At 50.8% G+C, this 21,724-nt stretch carries 19 protein-coding genes and 1 tRNA gene; 6 read left to right on the forward strand and 14 right to left on the reverse strand.

What is annotated here, in order from left to right:
- Positions 1-19: 19 nt before the first annotated feature.
- The 10 genes from pheT to MON37_RS08225 form a co-directional block, all read right to left on the reverse strand.
- Entirely contained in the window at positions 20-2,383 is a 2,364-nt protein-coding gene (pheT, locus tag MON37_RS08180) for a phenylalanine--tRNA ligase subunit beta (protein ID WP_039404923.1), read from the reverse strand.
- A 54-nt stretch (positions 2,384-2,437) separates the two neighbouring features.
- Entirely contained in the window at positions 2,438-3,463 is a 1,026-nt protein-coding gene (locus tag MON37_RS08185; RefSeq protein WP_039404948.1) for a hypothetical protein, read from the reverse strand.
- A 1-nt stretch (position 3,464) separates the two neighbouring features.
- Positions 3,465-4,559 carry a DNA cytosine methyltransferase gene (locus MON37_RS08190; RefSeq protein ID WP_039404921.1) on the reverse strand — a complete coding sequence of 365 codons (1,095 nt, stop codon included), beginning with the start codon at positions 4,557-4,559 and terminating at the stop codon, positions 3,465-3,467.
- A 70-nt stretch (positions 4,560-4,629) separates the two neighbouring features.
- Positions 4,630-5,076 carry a very short patch repair endonuclease gene (locus tag MON37_RS08195; protein ID WP_039404919.1) on the reverse strand — a complete coding sequence of 149 codons (447 nt, stop codon included), beginning with the start codon at positions 5,074-5,076 and terminating at the stop codon, positions 4,630-4,632.
- A 56-nt stretch (positions 5,077-5,132) separates the two neighbouring features.
- A complete protein-coding gene (gene pheS / locus MON37_RS08200) occupies positions 5,133-6,125 on the reverse strand; it encodes a phenylalanine--tRNA ligase subunit alpha (protein WP_039404917.1) in 993 nt (330 codons plus the stop codon).
- Between the two features lie 246 nt (positions 6,126-6,371).
- A complete protein-coding gene (gene rplT, locus MON37_RS08205) occupies positions 6,372-6,731 on the reverse strand; it encodes a 50S ribosomal protein L20 (protein WP_016687291.1) in 360 nt (119 codons plus the stop codon).
- A 12-nt stretch (positions 6,732-6,743) separates the two neighbouring features.
- Positions 6,744-6,941, reverse strand: coding sequence for a 50S ribosomal protein L35 (rpmI, locus tag MON37_RS08210; protein ID WP_002232040.1), 198 nt, complete (start codon positions 6,939-6,941; stop codon positions 6,744-6,746).
- A 146-nt stretch (positions 6,942-7,087) separates the two neighbouring features.
- A complete protein-coding gene (gene infC / locus MON37_RS08215) occupies positions 7,088-7,609 on the reverse strand; it encodes a translation initiation factor IF-3 (protein ID WP_074895063.1) in 522 nt (173 codons plus the stop codon).
- A gap of 17 nt (positions 7,610-7,626) precedes the next feature.
- The gene (gene thrS, locus MON37_RS08220; protein ID WP_039404785.1) at positions 7,627-9,540 is read right to left on the reverse strand and encodes a threonine--tRNA ligase; all 1,914 of its coding nucleotides are present in this window, start codon (positions 9,538-9,540) and stop codon (positions 7,627-7,629) included.
- Between the two features lie 54 nt (positions 9,541-9,594).
- Positions 9,595-9,671: transfer RNA gene (locus MON37_RS08225), tRNA-Val, on the reverse strand.
- A gap of 255 nt (positions 9,672-9,926) precedes the next feature.
- Here MON37_RS08225 and tgt point away from each other — a divergent pair.
- The 4 genes from tgt to prmB all read left to right on the forward strand — a co-directional run bounded on the left by tgt (position 9,927) and on the right by prmB (position 13,739).
- Positions 9,927-11,042 carry a tRNA guanosine(34) transglycosylase Tgt gene (gene tgt / locus MON37_RS08230; protein WP_039404783.1) on the forward strand — a complete coding sequence of 372 codons (1,116 nt, stop codon included), beginning with the start codon at positions 9,927-9,929 and terminating at the stop codon, positions 11,040-11,042.
- Between the two features lie 110 nt (positions 11,043-11,152).
- Positions 11,153-12,163 (forward strand): ferrochelatase, encoded by a 1,011-nt coding sequence (gene hemH / locus MON37_RS08235; protein WP_039404782.1) that lies wholly within the window; start codon positions 11,153-11,155, stop codon positions 12,161-12,163.
- Between the two features lie 139 nt (positions 12,164-12,302).
- Positions 12,303-12,701: a c-type cytochrome gene (locus MON37_RS08240; RefSeq protein ID WP_039404779.1), complete on the forward strand. Its 399-nt coding sequence runs from the start codon at positions 12,303-12,305 to the stop codon at positions 12,699-12,701.
- 138 nt (positions 12,702-12,839) lie between these two features.
- Positions 12,840-13,739 carry a 50S ribosomal protein L3 N(5)-glutamine methyltransferase gene (gene prmB / locus MON37_RS08245; RefSeq protein WP_039404946.1) on the forward strand — a complete coding sequence of 300 codons (900 nt, stop codon included), beginning with the start codon at positions 12,840-12,842 and terminating at the stop codon, positions 13,737-13,739.
- An 80-nt stretch (positions 13,740-13,819) separates the two neighbouring features.
- Here the strand turns inward: prmB and MON37_RS08250 are convergent, their stop codons facing one another.
- From MON37_RS08250 to MON37_RS08260, 3 genes are all read right to left on the reverse strand, one after another.
- Positions 13,820-14,014 (reverse strand): YbdD/YjiX family protein, encoded by a 195-nt coding sequence (locus MON37_RS08250; protein ID WP_003744600.1) that lies wholly within the window; start codon positions 14,012-14,014, stop codon positions 13,820-13,822.
- The gene (locus MON37_RS08255; protein ID WP_039404777.1) at positions 14,004-16,085 is read right to left on the reverse strand and encodes a carbon starvation CstA family protein; all 2,082 of its coding nucleotides are present in this window, start codon (positions 16,083-16,085) and stop codon (positions 14,004-14,006) included. The genes MON37_RS08250 and MON37_RS08255 overlap by 11 nt, the downstream gene beginning before the upstream one ends.
- A 464-nt stretch (positions 16,086-16,549) precedes the next feature.
- Entirely contained in the window at positions 16,550-17,590 is a 1,041-nt protein-coding gene (locus MON37_RS08260) for a zinc-dependent alcohol dehydrogenase family protein (RefSeq protein WP_019270272.1), read from the reverse strand.
- Positions 17,591-17,752: 162 nt separating this feature from the next.
- Here MON37_RS08260 and mutY point away from each other — a divergent pair, with 162 nt between their 5' ends.
- Together mutY and MON37_RS08270 are read left to right on the forward strand one after the other, a co-directional pair.
- A complete protein-coding gene (gene mutY / locus MON37_RS08265) occupies positions 17,753-18,826 on the forward strand; it encodes an A/G-specific adenine glycosylase (RefSeq protein ID WP_039404775.1) in 1,074 nt (357 codons plus the stop codon).
- Positions 18,827-19,026: 200 nt separating this feature from the next.
- A complete protein-coding gene (locus tag MON37_RS08270; protein WP_039404773.1) occupies positions 19,027-20,496 on the forward strand; it encodes a protein adenylyltransferase SelO in 1,470 nt (489 codons plus the stop codon).
- Positions 20,497-20,640: 144 nt separating this feature from the next.
- Here MON37_RS08270 and MON37_RS08275 read toward each other — a convergent pair whose 3' ends face one another.
- Positions 20,641-21,387 carry an amino acid ABC transporter permease gene (locus MON37_RS08275; RefSeq protein ID WP_039404771.1) on the reverse strand — a complete coding sequence of 249 codons (747 nt, stop codon included), beginning with the start codon at positions 21,385-21,387 and terminating at the stop codon, positions 20,641-20,643.
- Positions 21,388-21,724 lie beyond the last annotated feature (337 nt).

The raw sequence follows: 21,724 nt of genomic DNA on the forward strand, positions 1-21,724 counted from the left end.
TCAAGCGAATATTTATTTTTTAGCTGCGAAGTTGCGCTCCCGCAGCAGTTGCCGCGTCAATCAGTTTTCCGATAACCGGCTCGACTGTTTCATCCGTCAGCGTGTTTTCCATATCCTGCAAAATTACTTTGACCGCCATGCTTTTCATCCCTTCAGGCAGGCCCGTACCGCGATACACGTCAAACACGCTGATTTCCTGTACCAACTTGTTTGCCGCGCCGTTCAAGGCGGCCAACAAATCATCATGAGTCATGGTTTCAGGCATCACAAACGCTAAATCCCTGCGCACCGGCTGGAATTTTGATACTGCCTGATAGCGCGTTTTTTTACGTTCCAACACGGCTGCCATGTCGATTTCAAATACCAGCGGCGCTTGCGGCAAGTCGTATTTTTGCAGCCATTTCGGATGCAATTCGCCGACAAAGCCGATGACCTGGCCGTCTGAAACGATATTGGCGGCGCGGCCGGGATGCAGGGCTGGATGTTCGGTTTTGACGAACTCAACTGCTTTGTTTTCCAACAGATTTTCCACATCTGCTTTGATGTCGTAAAAGTCCGCGTTGCGCGTTTTCTCGCCCCATTGTTCGGGCATCGCCGCGCCGTACCACAGGCCGCCGATGCGTTCGTTTTGTACAAACTGGCCGTCTGAACCTTTACTGAACACGCGGGCAATTTCAAACACACGCACACGGTTTTGTTTGCGGTTCAGATTGTTTTGCAGAATTTCCACCAAGCCGCCGATAAGCGTGGAACGCATCACGGCATACTGCGCCGCCAGCGGATTTTGTAGGCGGATGGGGTTGGCGTTGGCGGCAAAGTCGTGTTCCCACTGCTCGTCAACAAAGGCATAGCTGACCACTTCGCGGTAGCCGCGCGCCGCCATTTCGTTATAAACGGTAAAACGCGGACGGCGGGTTTCGGGCAGCGCCAGCATTTTCAGACGACCTGACGTGTAATCGTCGGGGATATTTTCATAACCGTAAACGCGGCCGATTTCTTCAATCAAATCAGCTTCGATTTCGATGTCGAAACGGAAGCTCGGCGCGGTAACGCGGAAGCCTTCCGCTGTTTTTTCAGGCTGCAAGCCCAAGTGCTGCAAAATGGTTTCCACCTGTTCGGCAGGAATGTCCACGCCCAATACGGTTTTCAGACGGCCCAAACGCAATTCGACCTGCTTGGCTTCGGGCAATTCACCCTGCGCTTCCACCATTTCTCCAGCCGCGCCGCCGCAGATTTGCAAAACCAATTCGGTAGCGCGTTCGATGGCATCGGCCTGCAAACGGTAATCCACGCCGCGCTCAAAGCGGAACGACGAATCCGAACCAAAACCATATTGGCGCGATTTGCCGGCGATGATTTCAGGCGCAAACCAAGCCGCTTCCAGCACGATATTTTGCGTGTCGTCTGAAACCGCGCTTGCCGCACCGCCCATCAGGCCTGCCAAGCTCAACGCGCCTTTTTCATCGGCCACTACCAGCGTGTTTTCAGACAGGGAGACGGTTTTCTCGTTCAGGCATTCCAGAGTTTCACCTTCGCGCGCGCGGCGGATGTGCAGGCTGCCTGAAAGTTTTTCGGCATCAAAAACATGCATCGGCTGACCGATTTCCAGCATCACATAATTACCAATGTCCACCAGCGCGGAGATACTGCGGATGCCGCTGCGCGCCAAACGCTGCTTCATCCAATCCGGCGTAGCGGCGCGCGCGTTCACGTTTTCAACCACGCGGCTGATAAAGCGGCCACAATCAGCAGGCGCATCAATCTGCACGGGCTGTTTGCGGCTACCCGCGATTGGCGCGGCATGGATTGCAGGCTGCTTGAACGCGCAACCCGTCAACGCGGACACTTCACGCGCAATGCCTTTGATGCTCAGGCAGTCGGCACGGTTCGGCGTGATTTTCAGCGTGAACACCGTATCATCCAAATCCAGATATTCACGGATGTTTGCACCGACAGGAGCGTCTTGCGGCAGAATGTGCAAGCCGTTCACGCCGTCATCGGGCAGACCAAGTTCATCGGTGGAACATAACATCCCATTCGACACCACGCCCCGCATCTTGGTCGGCTTGATTTTGAAATTGCCCGGCAACACCGCACCCGGCAACGAACACGGCACTTTGATGCCCGCTTTTACATTCGGCGCACCGCACACAATCTGCACCAACTCACCCGTACCCACATCGACTTGGGTAACATTCAAACGGTCGGCATCAGGATGTTTTTCAACGGATTTCACTTCGGCAATCACCACGCCCGTAAACGCAGGTGCGGCAGTCTCGGCTTCTTCCACTTCCAAGCCGGACATAGTTAACAAATGTTCCAGCTTATCGGCGGAAAGTTCGGTATCGGCTTGGGTTTTCAGCCATGAGTAGGAGAATTGCATGTTTTTCCTAAAGATTAAATTTGATTGGACAACTTAAGGGTAACCGAGTGTAAATTACATTACACATTTTTCCATAAAGCAGTCTAAAAATTCTTCATTGACGGCTTTATTTGTCAATTTCCGGCGAATGCACAAGGAATACAACTCTTCAACTGCGGAATAAGGAAAATATTGGGTATCTAAATTTTTAAACATCGGAACATTCGCTTCTTTAAAAACTTTATCCCTATCTTCATCAGGAGCAACGATAACCCAGCGCGTATTAGCATATGGTGGCAACAGGTCTTTCAACTGCTTCATCCGTGCAAGGCCGGAACGTACACCCGTACTATGTTCCACCTCCATCACCGCCGGCATCAGTTTTCCATTCCTGAACCAGATGCAATCAATATGCATTGCGGCCTGAACCGCGCCGTCAAACGAACTGATAAGTTTCTCGCTTTCTATCTTTTGTACGATACCGTCCAAATCGGCAATTTTCTTATCCCCATAACTAATACCTTGGTCGTTTCTCGCAATCCACGTCCTGAAACCAAGTTGAAAACCTATTGCTGAAAGGGCAATCTGTATTTGCACGTGGCGGCGTTTTACATCTATATCTATTTCTGAATGGGTTGAAGGAAGGGATAAAGCATCGTAAACCACATTGTTGGAGGGGATTTCCGAAATAACGACATCTGTCTCATATTCCTTCATTACGCCTTTTTCATGCGGCCTATCGGGAAGCCAAATAATGTGCTTGTGCCCTTCCACCACCTCGCTTTTATTCAGACCCGGTTGTATCCGCTGCAATTTGCACCAGTAAATTTCGGGTGTATGGGCAAGCAATGCCTCCAGTGCGGAACGAAAGTTATAACTTGCGCCAAACACCCTGTCCACATTGACAGGCTCCCCCGTGGACAACGCATCTGCCAACCGCCAAATTGCTTGTTTCGATATCGAAGTTTCCGTATCTCCCCTTTTAATCTTAATCGGACCTTCCGGTTTTTCAACATGGACGATTTGTATGGTATGCGTATTTGAGCTGTTCACATAGTTATAATTGACATTCTTTTTCAAGCTATCAATCGCACTGACCAAATTAGCAGCCGTCAGTTTTTGTCCGCTCATAGTGATTCTCCAAATAAGATTTTAGTGTCATCGCTATCCCTTTTGCTGCCAAAAACGGTACACCGTTGCCTATAGTTTTGAACATATTGCTCAATGTCATGTTATCAGGCAGCTCAAACTCCTTCGGCAAAGACTGTATTGCCAATGCCTCCGCAGCGGAAATCCTTCTTGGCAGATAGGGATGAATGTGGACTTCGTTGTTTCCGTATGCGGCAGTCGGGGAATAACGCCAGCGGTGTAGGCGTTTATAGGACTTCTTTTTATCATCCCCTTCGCTTATGGTTTGGAATTTTTCTAAACCCGCTCTTGGTTGGAAGTGTTTGCTCGCATTCGGGTGCGTATCCACACCATTGCGATCGAACCAATACTGAACGGTCAACTCGGGGTATATGTTTGCAGGCTGACTGACCACTCTTCCTACTTCTTCTGTCGTAGGCCAATCTTTTTCCAAGGCATCAGGGAATGAAATATGAGCATCCCAATCAAACTTCTGCAAAGCATCGACATGCTGACTCAAAAAACCCACTAGGATAATCCTTTCCCTGTCTTGCGGTACGCCGTATTCGATGGCATTGATGAGTTTTTCAGTACATACATATCCAAAATCAGAAAGTTGCCGTTTCAACGCATTGAAAAACTCCCTATGCTTGGCAGTCCTATATAGTCCTTTCACATTCTCAAATACAAAAAAATCAGGCTGGTTTTTACAAATTAAATCCACATAACTTTGTGATAACTTACCATTCTCCCCATCCCTACCTTTATTTTTCCCTGCAATAGAAAAATCCGGACATGGGGGACCTCCGATAAATCCGACAATAATGCCATTTTGTTTTTCCTTTTTAACCCAGCCAGCCAAATCTTTTGCTTTCTCAGCATAAAGACATTCGTCAATACTACCCTCAAAATATCCGTATTTAGGCTTCGGGATATCCATTCTGCTTCGAGAGTATTTATATGCTTCCAAAAATGGGGGATGGACTTCATTAACGAAGGCAATATCAAATCCTGACAACTCGAAGCCCAAATCCAAAAAGCCCGCACCGGAGAAAAAAGAAAAAATCAAAGTTTTTTTTCTTTCCTGCCGTATACTTATATCCAAATTGCAGCTTTTATCCGTCAACTGGAAGGGGAGATTATTTTTCTCCCGTTTGAAATTTTGACAATCCCTGTTTTTCGCGGACGGCTTGTCTGACTTTTTCGGCATGGCAGCCTGCATTTTTAACGACATCGTTACTCCAAAAACGTAAAACCGTCCAGCCCTCGGCTTTCAAACGGCCTGTTACTTCCATATCCCGCCGGATATTGCGTTCTATCTTGGCAATCCAAAACTCGCGGTTGACCTTTATTTCCGCTTTTTTCCGTTCCCAATCCTTGCCGTGCCAAAACCCGCCATCGACAAACACGGCAACTTTGTATTTTTTAAATGAAAAATCAGGTTTTCCAAAAATGCTTCCGCTGTTTTTCCGATACCTGAGCCCCAAAGCCCACATCGCTTTTGCCAACACAAGCTCGGGTTTCGTCCCTTTGCTTTTGTTGGACTGCATACATTTTTTGCGTTGCTCGGGGGTTAATCTGTCCATTTCGGGCTACCTGAAAATGTGCAGGCTGCTTTTTCATATTCAGGCAGCCTGCACAATCATTTCGCAAACTGCTTCAAAAAGTTCAAATCGTTATCAAAAAACAACCGCAAATCATTCACGTTGTAACGCAACATAGCGAAACGGTCGAGGCCGATGCCAAAGGCGAAACCGGTGTATTTCTCGGGATCGATATTCACGTTTTTCAACACGTTGGGATGTACCATGCCGCAACCGCCGACTTCCAGCCATTTGCCGTTTTCGCCCATGATGTCAATTTCGGCGGACGGTTCGGTAAACGGGAAGAAAGACGGACGGAAACGTACCTGCAAATCATCACGTTCGAAAAAGCGGCGGATAAAATCGGTGAACACGGCTTTCAAATCGGCGAAGGTTACGCCCTCTTCCACCCACAGGCCTTCAGCTTGGTGGAACATGGGCGAGTGCGTCGCGTCGCTGTCCACACGGTAAACGCGGCCAGGAGCGATAATGCGGATGGGCGGCTCTTTTTTGTCGAGCATATAGCGGATTTGAATCGGGGAAGTGTGCGTACGTAAAACATCGCCGTTTTCAACGTAGAACGTATCCTGCATAGCGCGGGCCGGGTGGTTTGCGGGAATGTTCAGAGCTTGGAAGTTGTGGAAATCGTCTTCAATTTCCGGGCCGTCCGCCACTTCAAAACCCATGCCGTGAAAGAGTTCGACCACACGCTGCAAAGTCAGGGTTACGGGATGCAGACCACCATTTTCCTGCGCGCGTCCGGGCAGGGTAATATCGAGTGCTTCGGCGGCAAGCTGGGCTTGGAGTTTGGCTTCGTTGAGCACATCGCGTTTATTGTTAAAGGCCGTCTGAAACTGGATTTTGCATTCATTGATATGCGCACCTATGGTTTTGCGCTCCTCAGGCGACATTTGACCTAAGGTTTTCAGAAGTCCGGTCAACTCGCCGGTTTTACCAAGATAACGGGCTTTGATTTGTTCTAGAGCGTTGAAGTCTTGCGCGGCTTCTACTGCGGCAATGCCTTCTGCAACGATACGGTTTACATTTTCCATAGTGGTTTTATCGTCTGTCGGTTGATGATGGGTCGTCTGAAACAATGAGGCCGCCTGTATGGTTTGGTGTTGCCAAACTTTTCAGACGACCTTTTATCGTTTACGGCCAATCCGTTTGATAGAATCGGCGTATTTTAGCGCAAATCAATTCAAAAAAATAGACTTTAAAGAAAGAAAATCAATCACATAGACTTTCTTCAGACAAAGAAAAAAGGAAGCCGTAGCTTCCTTTTCAAATTTTTTGAATTAAGCAGCCAAAGCAGCTTTAGCTTTCTCAACCAATTGTGCAAAAGCGGCTTTATCAAATACAGCCAGATCAGCCAATACTTTGCGGTCGATCTCGATAGCGGCGCGTTTCAGACCGTTCATGAATTTGCTGTAAGACAGGCCATTTTCACGGGCACCCGCATTGATACGAACAATCCACAATTGACGGAATTGGCGTTTGCGTTGACGACGGTCACGGTATGCGTATTGACCGGCTTTCATTACCGCTTGCTTGGCAACGCGGTATACGTTTTTACGACGACCGCGATAGCCTTTGGCTAACGCGAAGATTTTTTGGTGACGGGCACGAGCGGTTACACCGCGTTTTACGCGTGGCATATTCTAAACTCCTTAAGCGTAGGGTAACATTTTAGCAACAGAAGCCAAATCGCGATCGTTTACCATAGAGGTACCACGCAGTTGGCGTTTGTTTTTAGTGGTCTTTTTAGTCAAGATGTGGCGTTTGAACGCATGAGCGCGTTTTACACCGCCGTTACCCAGTACTTTGAAGCGTTTTTTCGCGCTAGACTTGGTTTTCATTTTAGGCATTGGAAAACTCCATTCGTTATTAGATAAGGCATCAGGGGGTTTTAAAACATTGGTTTCAAACACTTGAACCCAAAATGCCACGGTTTTTGCCGCCAATCAAAAGCTTACTCCGAAGCGGCGATCGGAGTAAGCTGAGAATTATAACTTTATTTTTTCTTCGGTGCAATCATCATCACCATTTGACGGCCTTCCATTTTAGGGAAGGATTCGATTTGAGCCACTTCCGCCAAATCCTCTTTCACGCGCTCTAAAAGTTGCGCACCGAGTTGCTGGTGAGCCATTTCACGACCGCGGAAACGAAGCGTGACTTTGACTTTATCGCCGTCAGCCAAGAAGCGGTTGATGTTGCGCATTTTGATTTGATAATCGCCTTCATCGGTACCCGGACGGAATTTGATTTCCTTAATTTGTACCTGCTTCTGATTTTTCTTGGCTTCGTCGCGTTTCTTGGCTTGTTGGTATTTATATTTACCGTAATCCATCAGTTTGCATACAGGCGGTTTGGCAGTAGGGGAAATCTCTACCAAATCCACATCCTGCTCTTCGGCCATGGCCAAAGCTTCACGAACCGATACAACACCAAGCTGTTCGCCTGACTCACTGATTAAACGCACTTCTTTGGCGGTAATTTCGCCATTGATTCGTGCTTCGCGTTCTTGAGCGATGATGAATACTCCTATAAAAATTAATGGTTGACGAGGGCGTCTGCGATTTCTTGCTGCAGTTGCGCAATGAAATCATCCAAATCCAAAGAACCCAAGTCTTCTGCTTTGCGGCGCACGGCCACTTTGTTTTCTTGCTTCTCTTTATCGCCGACAACGATTTGATAAGGGAAGCGGTATTGGCTGTTATCACGGATTTTGTAACCGATTTTTTCGTTACGCAAATCCAGCTCTACACGGAAGCCAGCAGCCTGCAATTTGGCAGCCACTTCACGGCAGTAATCTGCTTGATTTTCGGTGATATTCATAATCACCATTTGAACCGGCGCCAACCATAGTGGGAAAGAACCTGCATGGTTTTCAATCAAAATACCGATAAATCGTTCCAAAGAACCCAAAATGGCGCGGTGCAACATTACCGGACGGGCGCGGTCATTGTTTTCGGTTACATATTCTGCATCTAAACGTTCCGGCAATACAAAGTCCAGTTGCAGCGTACCACACTGCCAAGAACGTCCCAATGCATCTTTAACATGATATTCGATTTTAGGTCCGTAGAACGCACCTTCACCCGGCAATTCGCCCCATTCCACGCCGCAAGCAGTCAATGCTTCGCGCAGGCCTTGTTCTGCCTTATCCCAGACGTCGTCTGAACCGGCACGCTTCTCAGGACGCAGTGAAAGTTTGACGGACACATCATGGAAACCGAATTGCTTGTAAATACGAACCAGCAATTCATTGAATGCCCGCGCTTCGCCGACGATTTGATCTTCGGTACAGAAAATATGCGCATCGTCTTGTACAAAACCGCGGACACGCATCAGTCCATGCAGTGCGCCACTCGGCTCGTTGCGATGGCAAGAACCAAATTCTGCCAAACGCATCGGCAAATCGCGGTACGAACGCAGACCGTTATTGAAAATCTGAACATGTCCCGGGCAGTTCATCGGCTTAACCGCGTATTCACGTTTTTCCGAACTGGTTACGAACATATTGTCTTTGTAGTTATCCCAGTGACCGGATTTTTCCCAAAAGGTTTTATCCATGATTTGGGGGGTTTTGACTTCTTTATAACCGGCGGCATTCAGCTCTTTACGCATATGCTGCTCAATAGTCTGCCACAAAGCCCAACCTTTGGGATGCCAAAACACCATACCCGGCGCTTCGTCTTGCAAGTGGAACAAATCCAGTTGCTTGCCCAATTTGCGATGGTCGCGTTTTTCTGCTTCTTCAATGCGTTGGATATAGGCTTTTAATTCGTCTTTTGTCGCCCAAGCGGTGCCGTAAATACGTTGCAGCATTTCATTATTGCTGTCGCCGCGCCAGTATGCGCCTGCCAGCTTGGTCAGCTTGAAGTTTTTCAGGAAGCGGGTGTTCGGAACGTGCGGACCGCGGCACATATCAACATATTCCTGATGATGATACATACCCATTGCTTCAACTTCGGGCATATCTTCAATCAGGCGCAGCTTATATTCTTCACCGCGATCTTGGAAAATTTTGATGGTTTCGGCTCGCGGAGTCATGATTTTGATTACATCATAATCCTGAGCAATCAATTCTTTCATACGCGCTTCAATAGCGGCAACATCTTCAGGCGTAAACGGTTTTTCCGTAGCAATATCGTAATAAAAGCCCTCTTCAATGACGGGGCCGATAACCATTTTTGCATTAGGATAGAGCTGCTTGACCGCATGACCGACAAGGTGGGCGCAAGAGTGGCGGATGATTTCAACGCCTTCTTGGTCTTTCGGGGTAATGATTTGGACGGTTGAATCTTCGGTAATCGGATCGCACGCATCGACCAATTTGCCGTTTACCTTACCCGCCACCGTCGCCTTCGCCAAACCTGCTCCGATAGACGCGGCAATCTGTGCCACGGTAACGGGCGATTCGTATTGGCGGACTGAGCCGTCCGGCAAGGTAATGTTCAACATCAAAAAAGCTCCAAAACATTAAAAAATAACGGCATAAATGCCGTTTGGGAAATTTGGTAGGCACGATTGGATTCGAACCAACGACCCCCACCATGTCAAGGTGGTGCTCTAACCAACTGAGCTACGTGCCTGTTTAATAAGGTTGGGATTATAGACGATACTTTAACGCGATGGCAAGCATGAAAATGAGGTTTCAGACGACATTGTCGGAACATTGTGATTTTTTTGAAACATTTTCAACAGTGAACATCTCGATACGAATAAGGTCGTCTGAAATATTCAAACACCGCTATTGCGATGAAAATCCTTTATAATCGCGTTTTTACCTCAATCGTTTGACTGCACGGCGGCTTCGCACGCCGTTTTCTACATTATAGATACAACCTATGCTCAAATTTACCTTACATAAAAAAGACGGTCATGCCCGACGCGGCACGCTGGAACTGAACCACGGCAAAATCGAAACGCCCGTATTTATGCCGGTTGGCACTTACGGCTCGGTTAAGGCGATGAATCCGCAAAACCTGCACGACATCAAGGCACAAATTATTTTGGGCAACACTTACCATTTATGGCTGCGCCCCGGTTTGGAAGTCATCGAACAATTCGGCGGCCTGCACGATTTTATCGGCTGGAACAAACCCATCTTGACCGACTCGGGCGGTTTTCAGGTTTTCTCGCTCTCCGACATGCGCAAACTGACTGAAGAAGGCTGTACCTTCCAAAGCCCGATCAACGGCGACAGACTCTTCCTCTCGCCCGAAATCTCCATGAAAATCCAAACCGTACTCAATTCCGACATCGTGATGCAGTTGGACGAATGCACACCCGGCGAAGCAACGCACGAACAGGCGCAAAAATCCCTGCAAATGAGCCTGCGTTGGGCAGAACGCAGCAAAAAAGCCTTTGAAGATTTGAAGAACCCGAATGCCCTATTCGGTATCGTGCAAGGCGCGATGTATGAAGATTTGCGCGAAGAATCGCTGCGCGGCTTGGAACAATTCGACTTCCCCGGCCTTGCCATCGGCGGACTGTCCGTCGGCGAACCCAAACCCGAAATGTACCGCATGCTGCGCACCGTCGGACCGATGCTGCCCGAACACAAACCGCATTACCTGATGGGCGTCGGCACACCCGAAGACCTCGTTTACGGCGTGGCGCACGGCGTGGACATGTTCGACTGCGTCATGCCCACCCGCAATGCGCGCAACGGCTGGCTGTTCACCCGTTTCGGCGATTTGAAAATCAAAAACGCCAAACACAAGCTCGACAAACGCCCGATAGACGAAAGCTGTACCTGCTACGCCTGCCAAAACTTCAGCCGCGCCTACCTGCACCACCTGCACCGCGCCGGCGAAATCTTGGGCGCGCAACTCAACACCATCCACAACCTGCATTTCTACCAAGTCATCATGGCAGAAATGCGCGAAGCCATCGAGCAAGGAAAATTTGCCGATTGGCAGGCTCAATTCCATGAAAACCGCGCCCGCGGTGTAGATTGAGATTGAACTATGCTTATTGAGGTCGTCTGAAAACGTTTAACTTGATTATTCCCTTTGTTTTTCAGATGACCTTTCACACAAAAAATCATTCAATATTAAAGAAACAAACCATGCCCCGTTTCCTGCCAGAGCCTCCCCTCCCCTATACCGAACAAAACCGTACCGCCGTCCTACTGCTTAACCTCGGCACACCGGATGCTCCGACCGCACAAGCCGTCAAACCCTACCTGCTCGACTTTTTATCCGACCAACGCGTGGTGGAACTGCCGAAGCTATTGTGGCAACCGATCTTGCGCGGCCTGATACTGACGCTGCGCCCGAAAAAAAGCGCGCACGCCTATGAAAAAATCTGGTTTAAAGACGGCTCACCCTTATTGGTTTATACCGCACGCCAAGCCGAAACCTTGGGCAAACTACTGCCGGATATAACCGTCCGCTACGCCATGACTTACGGCAACCCGGGCGTTGCTGACGTCTTGGCGGAATTGAAATCGCAAGGCATCGGTAATCTTTTGGTAGTCCCACTCTACCCGCAATATGCGGCATCGAGCACAGGTGCGGCTTTGGATAAAGTATTCTTGCAATTACTGCGCCAGCGCAACCAACTCAGCATACGCACGGTGTCCCGTTTCTACGAGGATGCAGGCTATATCGAAGCCATGAAAAAACATATTCAGGCATATTGGACGGAACACGGACGCGGCGAAAAACTGATGCTGAGTTTTCACGGCATACCGCAGAAACAGTACGACGAGGGCGACCCTTATCCCGACGAATGCCGCCATACGGCCAAACTGCTTGCCGAAGCCTTGGGACTGACTGAGCAGGAATATATCGTCTCCTTCCAAAGCCAGTTCGGCAAGGCGAAATGGGTTAAACCGAGTACGCAGGTTCTGTTTGACGAACTGCCGAAACAAGGCATAACGAAATTGGACGTTTTCTGTCCGGGCTTCATGGCAGACTGCTTGGAAACGATGGAAGAAATCGCTTTGATAGGGCGCGAACAATTTCATGCCGCCGGCGGTAAAGAATACCGCTATATCCCCTGCCTGAACGACAGCGCAGAATGGATAGGCGCACTGGCAGATTTGGTGCGGCGCAATTTGTGCGGATGGGTTTGAAGCATCCCCGTTGTTTCTTTGACTTAAATCTAAGGTCGTCTGAAAAGCTTCGGCAGGATAGGTTTTCAGACGACCTTTATTGTATGATTGCCCTATTCCTTTAAAACAAAAACATCCCGACCATCTGCAAGGACAAACCATGAAAACCATCCACATCCTGACACTTGCCGCACTCTCCTGCTTTTCCGCCCCAACCTTCGCCGCCGATGCCGCACAGATGGCGCAAGGGCAGAAAATTTACGAAACCAACTGCGCCGCCTGCCACGGTAAAAAAGGCGAAGGCAGAGGAGCAATGTTCCCGCCCCTGTTCCGTTCCGACTACATCATGAAAAAACCGCAGGTACTGTTGAACAGCATGCTCAAAGGCATCAACGGCCCGATCAAGGTTAACGGCAAACCCTACAACGGCTTCATGCCTGCAACAGCCATCAACGAAGCGGACGTAGCAGCAGTTTCGACCTACATTATGAATGCATTTGATAACGGCGGCGGCACCATCACCGAAAAAGATGTGAAAGCGGCAAAAGGCAAAAAATAACCGCTTCCGCACCCAAGAGGTCGTCTGAAACCATGCTTTCAGACGACCTCTGTTATAATCGCTCCGCTTTGCAACAAATGACTTCCCGATTCTGCCGCCCGAAGGACGGTGCTCCGACCATTAAGGATTTTGATGAATATGTTTACCCAAGCAGCCCAAGAATTGACCTCCGTCCGCGACATCCTGCGTTTCGCCGTCAGCCGTTTCAACGATGCCGGTTTGTTTTTCGGGCATGGCTCGGACAACGCGCACGACGAAGCCGCCTACCTCATCCTGCATACCCTCAACCTGCCTTTGGACACGCTGGAGCCCTACCTCGATGCTAAGCTGCTGCAAAGCGAGAAAGAAGAAGTGTTGGCAGTACTGGAACGCCGCGCAGTCGAACACATCCCCGCCGCCTACCTTACCCATCAGGCATGGCAAGGCGATTTCGATTTTTATGTTGACGAACGCGTCATCGTACCGCGCTCGTTTATTTACGAGCTGCTCGGCGACAGCCTCACCCCATGGATAGAGCATCCCGAATTGGTTCACCGCGCATTGGATTTGTGTACCGGCAGCGGCTGCCTCGCCATTCAAATGGCGCACCACTACCCTGCCGCTGAAATTGACGCCGTCGATTTGAGTTTGGATGCGCTGGAAGTAGCCGCCATCAACGTTGAAGATTATGGTTTGGAAGAGCGCATCAACCTGATTCACACCGACTTGTTCGAAGGATTGGAAGGCACATACGACCTGATTGTTTCCAACCCGCCCTACGTCGATGCCGAATCGGTCGATATGTTGCCCGACGAATACCTGCACGAACCCGAACTCGCCCTGGGCAGCGGCGAAGACGGCTTGGACGCCACCCGCCAAATCCTGCTGCACGCAGCCAAATACCTGAATCCCAAAGGCGTACTGCTGGTCGAAATCGGACACAACCGCGATGTATTGGAAGCTGCCTATCCCGAGCTGCCGTTCACTTGGCTGGAAACCAGCGGCGGCGACGGATTCGTATTCTTACTGACCCGCGAGCAGCTATTGGGCGAATACTAACCCGTCCTTTTTCAAGCAGCATTGATATAAAAAGGTCGTCTGAAAACTTTCAGACGACCTTTTTTCAACCGTTCAAGCGATTAACAACATCTTCCGCCGTTTGCGCCGCAGCGGCGTTTGCGGCAGTAGTCTTGAAATTGCAGCTCGGTCATGACGGGGGCGTTGGGATTATGTTTGCGCTGTTGGGCAACGTAGTTTTCATAATCGGGCACGCCTGCCATGAGATTGGCGGTAAGTTTGGCGGTTTTCCACCAAGCGGCGAGTTTACGCTTCACTTTGTGCCTCCGGTTGTTTGCCGTCGCGGTACACCGCCGGAATTTCTTTGGCGGTCGGCCAGCCGACTTTGCGTGCTTTCATGGCGGTACGCACGCCGTAGATGGCAACGATGACGACGACGGAGAGGAACAATGCGGTCAAGCCGGCATTGATTTTGTCGTTGAAGATAATCTGCGACATTTCGCCGATGTCTTTAGCAGGCGCGAGGACTTCGTTTTTAGCCAATGCGTCGCTGTATTTGCCGGCATGGGCAAGGAAGCTGACGCGCGGGTCGCTGTGGAACAGTTTTTGCAGGCCGGCATAGCAGGTTACAAACAGTACGCCGACGGCAGGAACGAGTGCCACCCAGACATAACGGTCGCGTTTCATCTTAATCAATACAACGGCACACATAATCAATGCTACGCCTGCCAGCATTTGGTTGGCGATGCCGAACAAAGGCCAGAGCGAGTTGATGCCGCCCAAGGGGTCGGTCACGCCGGTGTAGAGGAAGTAGCCCCACAATGCCACGGCGAAGAAGGTCGCAATCAGGTTGGCAGGGATGGAGTCGGTGTTGCCGAAAGGTTTGTAGAAGATGCTGCCCAAGTCTTGAATCATGAAGCGTGCGACGCGTGTACCGGCATCGACGGCGGTCAGGATGAACAAGGCTTCAAACAACAGGGCAAAGTGATACCAGAATGCCATCATGGCTTCGCCCGGAATCAGACGGCTCATGATGTGTGCCATACCGACTGCGAGGGTTGGCGCACCGCCCGCACGGGAAAGGATGGTGTTTTCGCCGACTTCCTTAGCGGTGTGCAACAGGGTTGCGGCATCGACAGAGAATTGCAGCTTGGTGGTAATTACTTCGGCGGCAGTATTGGCGTCCGTGCCGATCAAGGCAGCAGGGCTGTTCATGGCGAAGTACACGCCGGGATCAAGCGATGCAGCAGCGGCAAGCGCCATAATGGCCACGAAACTTTCCATCAACATACCGCCGTAACCGATCATGCGGACGTGGGTTTCGTTTTCCAGCATTTTCGGCGTAGTACCGGAAGAAATCAGCGCGTGGAAGCCTGAAACCGCACCACAGGCGATGGTAATGAAGAGGAACGGGAACAATGCACCTGAGAATACTGGGCCGGAACCGTCGATAAAGTGGGTCACGGCAGGCATTTGCAGCGCAGGGCTGACGATGAGGATGCCGATGGCGAGTGCGACAATCGTACCGATTTTCAGGAAGGTAGAGAGATAGTCGCGCGGTGTCAGCAGCAGCCATACCGGCAATACTGATGCTACGAAGCCGTAAATCATAATCGCCCAAGTGAGCTGGATGCCGTCAAGGTCAAACCAGTGACCGATGGAGCTGTGCGCCACATTGTCGCCGTAAATAACCGCCAGCATCAGCAGGATAAAGCCGACGATGGAAATCTCGCCGATTTTGCCCGGACGGATATAGCGGGTGTAAATACCCATAAACAGCGCAATCGGCATGGTGGCGGCAATCGTAAACGTACCCCAAGGGCTGTGAACCAGTGCTTTCACCACAATCAGCGCCAACACCGCCATGATGATGACCATAATCATCAAAATGCCGATGGACGCGATCACGCCGGGTACAGTGCCGAGTTCTTGTTTTACGATATCGCCCAAAGACTTACCGTCGCGGCGCATGGAGACGAACAAGACCATCATGTCTTGTACCGCGCCGGCAAACACTACGCCGAAGATAATCCACAGCGTACCCGGCAGATAACCCATTTGCGCAGCCAGCACAGGACCGACCAAGGGACCTGCGCCCGCAATCGCGGCAAAGTGGTGTCCGAACAATACGCCTTTGTGTGTCGGCACATAGTCCAAACCGTCATTGTGCCGCTCGGCGGGCGTGAGGCGGTTCGGATCAAGCTGCATCACATATTTGGCGATGTAGAGACTGTAAAAACGGTAAGCGATGCAGTACACCGACACGGCGGCGGTGACCATCCATACCGCACTGACCTGCTCGCCCCGACTGAGGGCCAAAGTGGTAAAGGACGCTACGCCGACCAAAACCACAATGCCCCAAATAAGGAACGTTTTGAGCGATTTCATTGTTTAATCCTTAAAATACAAGAGTGAGAATGTTCGGGTTCTTATTGTTGCGGGGGGACAAACTGCATCCCGAAGCATTTATGGAAGAAAAAAATGAAGCGATGATGGTGCGGGAACCCTGGCTTGAGATAATTAATAAACAAGGGAACCAAAACCCTAGAATGTTAACTATTATCAAGCCTAGCGTAAGGTTAACACAATCCGATAACGTGCGGGCTAGATTTAACTCAAGCAATCGTCATTCATTACGATATTACCGCTTATTTTTTGACAGACTCTTTACAAATGCCATAAAGCCACACTGCCCGGTTGCATATGGCTAAAAGGTTAACGCCACGCCATCCCAATTCAATCAGCCCCATAAACAAAAAGGTCGTCCCTTTCGGGTGGCAATATATAAGGTCGTCTGAAAACCTGTTTTCAGACGACCTCTATCTTTTTAAAACTCAATAATCTGTTTCAAATCAATCCGCTTCCAAAACCACTTTCATGGCTTGGTTTTCGGCGGCGTGTTTGAACACGTCGTAGGCTTTTTCCAATTCGCTGAATTTGAAACGGTGGGTCAGCATTTTGGTGTAATCGACGGAGCTGCTGGAAATTGCCTTCATCAGCATTTCGGTGGTATTGGCATTTACCAAGCCGGTTGTGATGGCGAGGTTTTTAATCCAGAGTTTTTCCAGTTTGAAATCAACGGATTGACCGTGTACGCCGACGACGGCGATATGACCGCCCGGTTTGACGATGTCTTGACACATATTCCATGTGGCGGGGATGCCGACGGCTTCGATGGCGCAGTCCACGCCGTCGTCGCCGACGATGGCAAAGACCTGTTTGAATACGTCGCCTGAAGCAGGGCTGACGGTATGGGTTGCGCCCAATTCTTTCGCCAGTTTCAAACGGTTTTCGTCCATATCGCAAACGATGATGGCAGCAGGGCTGTACAGTTGGGCGGTCAACAGGGCGGACATGCCGACAGGGCCTGCACCTGCGATGAAGACGGTGTCGCCGGGTTTAACATCGCCGTATTGCACGCCGATTTCGTGGGCGGTCGGCAAGGCGTCGCTCAACAGCAGGGCGACTTCTTCATTGACGTTGTCGGGCAGCGGAACAAGGCTGTTGTCGGCATAAGGCGTGCGGACGTATTCGGCTTGCGTGCCGTCGATCATGTAGCCCAAAATCCAGCCGCCGTTGCGGCAGTGTGAATAGAGTTGGATTTTGCAGTTGTCGCAAGTACAGCATTTGCTGACGCATGAAATAATGACTTTATCGCCGACTTTGATGTTTTTTACAGCCTCGCCGACTTCTTCTACAATACCGATGCCTTCATGGCCAAGAATACGACCGTCGGCGACTTCGGGGTTTTTGCCTTTCCAAATACCCAAGTCGGTACCGCAAATCGTGGTTTTGACGATTTTCACCACCGCATCGGTCGGATCGATAATCTGCGGACGGGGTTTTTCTTCAAAACGGATGTCGTTTGCGCCGTGATAAACCATTGCTTTCATGCTGATACTCCTTGCTTGTTGATAAATTATTTCAATACTGCAATAAAGTCTCTTTATATGAGTTATATACCCCTATAAAACGTAAGTCAATAAGAATTATTTTCACAATGTTATACCATAACATTTTGTTTTCAATATAAATAAAACCACTGATTGATATTAATGAACACACCCAACCCTTTCTCCGAACGGCTCATCCGCTGGCAAAAACAATACGGCAGGCACCATCTCCCTTGGCAGGTTAAAAACCCTTATTGCGTCTGGCTTTCCGAAATCATGCTCCAGCAGACGCAGGTTGCCACCGTGTTGGACTACTATCCGCGTTTCTTGGAAAAATTTCCGACCGTACAAACGCTTGCCGCCGCCCCGCAAGACGAAGTGTTGTCGTTGTGGGCGGGCTTGGGCTATTACAGCCGCGCGCGCAATCTGCACAAAGCCGCGCAACAAGTCGTCGAACAATTCGGCGGCACGTTTCCGTCGGAGCGTAAAGACTTGGAAACCCTCTGCGGCGTAGGCAGAAGCACCGCCGCCGCCATTTGCGCCTTTGCCTTCAACCGCCACGAAACCATTTTGGACGGCAACGTCAAACGCGTGCTCTGCCGCGTGTTCGCCCTCGACGGCAATCCGCAGGACAAAAAATTCGAAAACTCGCTCTGGACACTTGCCGAAAGCCTGCTACCGTCTGAAAACGCCGATATGCCCGCCTATACGCAAGGCTTGATGGACTTGGGCGCAACCGTGTGCAAACGGACAAAACCCTTGTGCCATCAATGCCCGATGGCGGACATCTGCGAAGCGAAAAAGCAAAACCGCATCGCCGAGCTGCCGCGCAAAAAAACCGCCCCCGAAGTGCAAACCCTGCCGCTTTACTGGCTGATTGTCCGCAACCCAGACGGCGAAATCCTGCTGGAAAAACGTCCTGCCAAAGGCATTTGGGGTGGGCTGTATTGCGTGCCGTGTTTTGAAAAATTAGACGAAACATACGCTTGCGCCGAAAAGCTCGGCATCGTTTCAGACGACCTTTCCGAGCAACCCGCCCTCACCCACCGCCTGACGCATCGTTTATTAATGATTACGCCGTTTGAAGCGCAAATCAGTTCGTCTGACACGCTGCGCCATTCTGAAAACGCATCAAAAGATAACCGCTTCTGGGTGAAACCCGAAAATCTGGCGGATTACGGCTTACCCAAACCGCTGGCAGATTATTTGAAACAACGGCAGCAGGCATTGTTTTAAAAATGCTTGAAAACCAAACAGGCAGCATCCAACTCTAAAACACAATAAACATACCCGCGCGTTATATAGTGAATTAACTTTAAACCAGTACGGCGTTGCCTAGCCTTGCCGTACTATCTGTACTGTCTGCGGCTTCGTCGCCTTGTCCTGATTTAAATTTAATCCACTATACAAACCCGCCCGCCCCCGTCAGGAATCCCATGCACACACTCCCCCTGCTTACCCAACAGTTCGCCGAACTCTCGCCGTTTTTCTATTCCCGCGTTTCCCCTGAGCCGCTGACCGCGCCCTACTGGGTCGCCTTCAACACCGATTTGGCGGCAGAGTTGAATCTGGATACAGATTTTCAGACGACCGCCAACCTTGCCTACCTCAGCGGCAACGCCCCGCAATACGCGCCCGCGCCCATTGCCAGTGTTTACAGCGGCCATCAGTTCGGCGTCTATACCCCGCGTCTTGGCGACGGGCGCGCGATCTTGATTGGCGATTCCGTCGATGCCGCGGGACAACGCCAAGAGTGGCAGCTCAAAGGTGCGGGCAAAACGCCCTATTCCCGCTTTGCCGACGGGCGCGCCGTCTTGCGCTCCTCCATCCGCGAATACCTCTGTTCCGAAGCCATGCACGGTCTCGGCATCCCCACGACCCGCGCCCTCGCCCTGTGCGGCAGCGACGACCCCGTTTATCGGGAAACCGTCGAAACCGCCGCCGTCCTGACCCGCATCGCCCCGAGCTTTTTGCGTTTCGGCCATTTCGAATACTTCTATTACACCGGCCGCGAAGCCGAAATCCAACAACTTGCCGACTACCTCATCCGGCATTACTACCACGACTGCCGAGATGCCGACAATCCCTATGCCACCCTGTTGGAACAAATCCGCAACCGCACCGCCGATACCGTCGCCGCATGGCAAAGCGTCGGCTTCTGCCACGGCGTGATGAATACCGACAACATGTCTGCATTGGGGCTGACCATAGACTACGGCCCTTTCGGCTTCCTCGACGACTACGACCGCCGCCACGTCTGCAACCATTCCGACACCCAAGGCCGCTACGCCTACAATGCCCAGCCCTTCGTCGCCCATTGGAATTTCTCCGCCCTCGCCTCCTGCTTCGACACCCTCGTCCCACACGACACCCTCGAGCAACTCATCGACGGCTGGACAGAAGTTTTTCAGACGACCTATTTAGAGAAAATGCGCCGCAAACTCGGTTTGCAGCAAGCAGACAAGAGAGACGACGAAAGCCTTATCGCCGACCTCTTCGCCTCCCTGCAAGACCAAAAAACCGACTTCACCCTGTTTTTCAGGAACCTGTCCGAAGTCAGCAATACACACGGCGAACCCCTCCCGCCCAAACTCGAACAGACCTTCAAAAACGGCGTCCCGCCCGCCTTCATCCGCTGGCTCGGACGCTACCGCCAACGCCTGCGCGCCGAAAACAGCCATCCCGCCGAACGCGCATCACGCATGAACCGAACCAACCCGCTCTACATCCTGCGCAACTACCTTGCCGAACAAGCCATCGCCCAAGCCCGAAACGGCGACTACCGCGAAATCGAACGCCTGCGCCGCTGCCTCGCCCGTCCCTTTGACGAACAGGCAGAGTTCGCCGACCTTGCCGAACCGCCGCCCGAAGGCAGCATTCCGGTTTGCGTCAGTTGTTCAAGTTGAATGAGATTTCCAACAAGGCAAAGGCGAAATCGCCCTATTCGGTCTGTAAGCCCCAAAAACTAAAAGGTCGTCTGAAAACCCAAATTGGTTTTCAGACGACCTTTTGACATTGCCCCAGCCGAAAACAATCGGCTTATTCGGAAATCAACGATGCTGCGGGTTGTAGCGGTTTTCCAAGCGCAGGAACACCCAGCCCAAGAAAGTCGTCATCAAGAGATAAATCAGCGCGACGGTATAGAGCGGTTCTTCATAAACGGAATAGCGGCCACTAATCGTACTTTGCACATAAGCCAGCTCCGCCACGGCGATAACGGACAACAGCGAGCTGTCTTTCAAAAGCGTAATAAATTCGCTGGCAAGCGGCGGCAGCATACGGCGCAAAGCCTGCGGAAGAATCACATAGCGCATAGCCTGCGGATAAGTCAGACCCAGCGAGCGCGCCGCTTCCATCTGACCGCGGTCGATGGACTGGATGCCCGCGCGGAAAATCTCGCAGATATACGCGCCGGAGTTGGCAATCAAGGCAAGCGAACCGGCAATCAGCGCGCCGTAAGAGCGTCGGATTTCCACCGCCTCGTCGCCGTTAATCAGCAAACCGTCGGTAGGATGGACGAAAAACGGGAACCAGACGTAAGACCAAATCACAATCTGCACAAACAGCGGCGTACCACGGAACAACGTTACATACAGCAGCGAAACCTTACGCAAAACCCAAGCCAGCGCGCGCATGGGCGCACCCGCCTTTTCCGGATGAATCAAGCGCGCCAGCGCGAGCAGCAGACCCAATACGGAGCCGCCCGCCGTCGCCACTACGGTCAAGCCCAGCGTCGTCAGCGCGCCGTAGAAAAACATCCAGCGGTATTCGTAAATAATGTCAAACCGAAAATCCATACTCGTCCGCCTGTCTAAAACTCCGGGAAACGGTTTGCGGCAGCCGCCCGATTCCCGAACATTGGAAAAATGAAACTCGATATTTTACAAGAAAATACATTCTTTGAATGCCTTTTTGTTAAATTAATCGGGTTGCCGTCCGTTTTTTTACATTTCCCCACCCGTCGCGCCTATCCGCCCATTGCCACTCCTAAATCCGTTTTCCTCTGAAAAAACAACGCCAAACAATCCCGATATGCCGCCGTAAAATTGACCGTCCCGACAAAAAGGCGGATAATCCGCCCATCCTTAAACACCTTTTCAGACGACCTTTCCCCGTGATTCAAAAGGTCGTCTG

Origin of the sequence: Morococcus cerebrosus, assembly GCF_022749515.1 — a bacterium.
Taxonomy (GTDB): Bacteria; Pseudomonadota; Gammaproteobacteria; order Burkholderiales; family Neisseriaceae; genus Neisseria; species Neisseria cerebrosa.

What these genes read in the sequence shown, in the direction of transcription:
- pheT (WP_039404923.1), bottom strand. Translation starts at nt 2,383, where the DNA reads ATGCAATTCTCCTACTCATGGCTGAAAACCCAAGCCGATACCGAACTT.
- MON37_RS08195 (WP_039404919.1), bottom strand. Translation starts at nt 5,076, where the DNA reads ATGGACAGATTAACCCCCGAGCAACGCAAAAAATGTATGCAGTCCAAC.
- pheS (WP_039404917.1), bottom strand. Translation starts at nt 6,125, where the DNA reads ATGGAAAATGTAAACCGTATCGTTGCAGAAGGCATTGCCGCAGTAGAA.
- rplT (WP_016687291.1), bottom strand. Translation starts at nt 6,731, where the DNA reads ATGCCACGCGTAAAACGCGGTGTAACCGCTCGTGCCCGTCACCAAAAA.
- rpmI (WP_002232040.1), bottom strand. Translation starts at nt 6,941, where the DNA reads ATGCCTAAAATGAAAACCAAGTCTAGCGCGAAAAAACGCTTCAAAGTA.
- thrS (WP_039404785.1), bottom strand. Translation starts at nt 9,540, where the DNA reads ATGTTGAACATTACCTTGCCGGACGGCTCAGTCCGCCAATACGAATCG.
- tgt (WP_039404783.1), top strand. Translation starts at nt 9,927, where the DNA reads ATGCTCAAATTTACCTTACATAAAAAAGACGGTCATGCCCGACGCGGC.
- hemH (WP_039404782.1), top strand. Translation starts at nt 11,153, where the DNA reads ATGCCCCGTTTCCTGCCAGAGCCTCCCCTCCCCTATACCGAACAAAAC.
- MON37_RS08240 (WP_039404779.1), top strand. Translation starts at nt 12,303, where the DNA reads ATGAAAACCATCCACATCCTGACACTTGCCGCACTCTCCTGCTTTTCC.
- prmB (WP_039404946.1), top strand. Translation starts at nt 12,840, where the DNA reads ATGTTTACCCAAGCAGCCCAAGAATTGACCTCCGTCCGCGACATCCTG.
- MON37_RS08255 (WP_039404777.1), bottom strand. Translation starts at nt 16,085, where the DNA reads ATGAAATCGCTCAAAACGTTCCTTATTTGGGGCATTGTGGTTTTGGTC.
- MON37_RS08260 (WP_019270272.1), bottom strand. Translation starts at nt 17,590, where the DNA reads ATGAAAGCAATGGTTTATCACGGCGCAAACGACATCCGTTTTGAAGAA.
- mutY (WP_039404775.1), top strand. Translation starts at nt 17,753, where the DNA reads ATGAACACACCCAACCCTTTCTCCGAACGGCTCATCCGCTGGCAAAAA.
- MON37_RS08270 (WP_039404773.1), top strand. Translation starts at nt 19,027, where the DNA reads ATGCACACACTCCCCCTGCTTACCCAACAGTTCGCCGAACTCTCGCCG.
- MON37_RS08275 (WP_039404771.1), bottom strand. Translation starts at nt 21,387, where the DNA reads ATGGATTTTCGGTTTGACATTATTTACGAATACCGCTGGATGTTTTTC.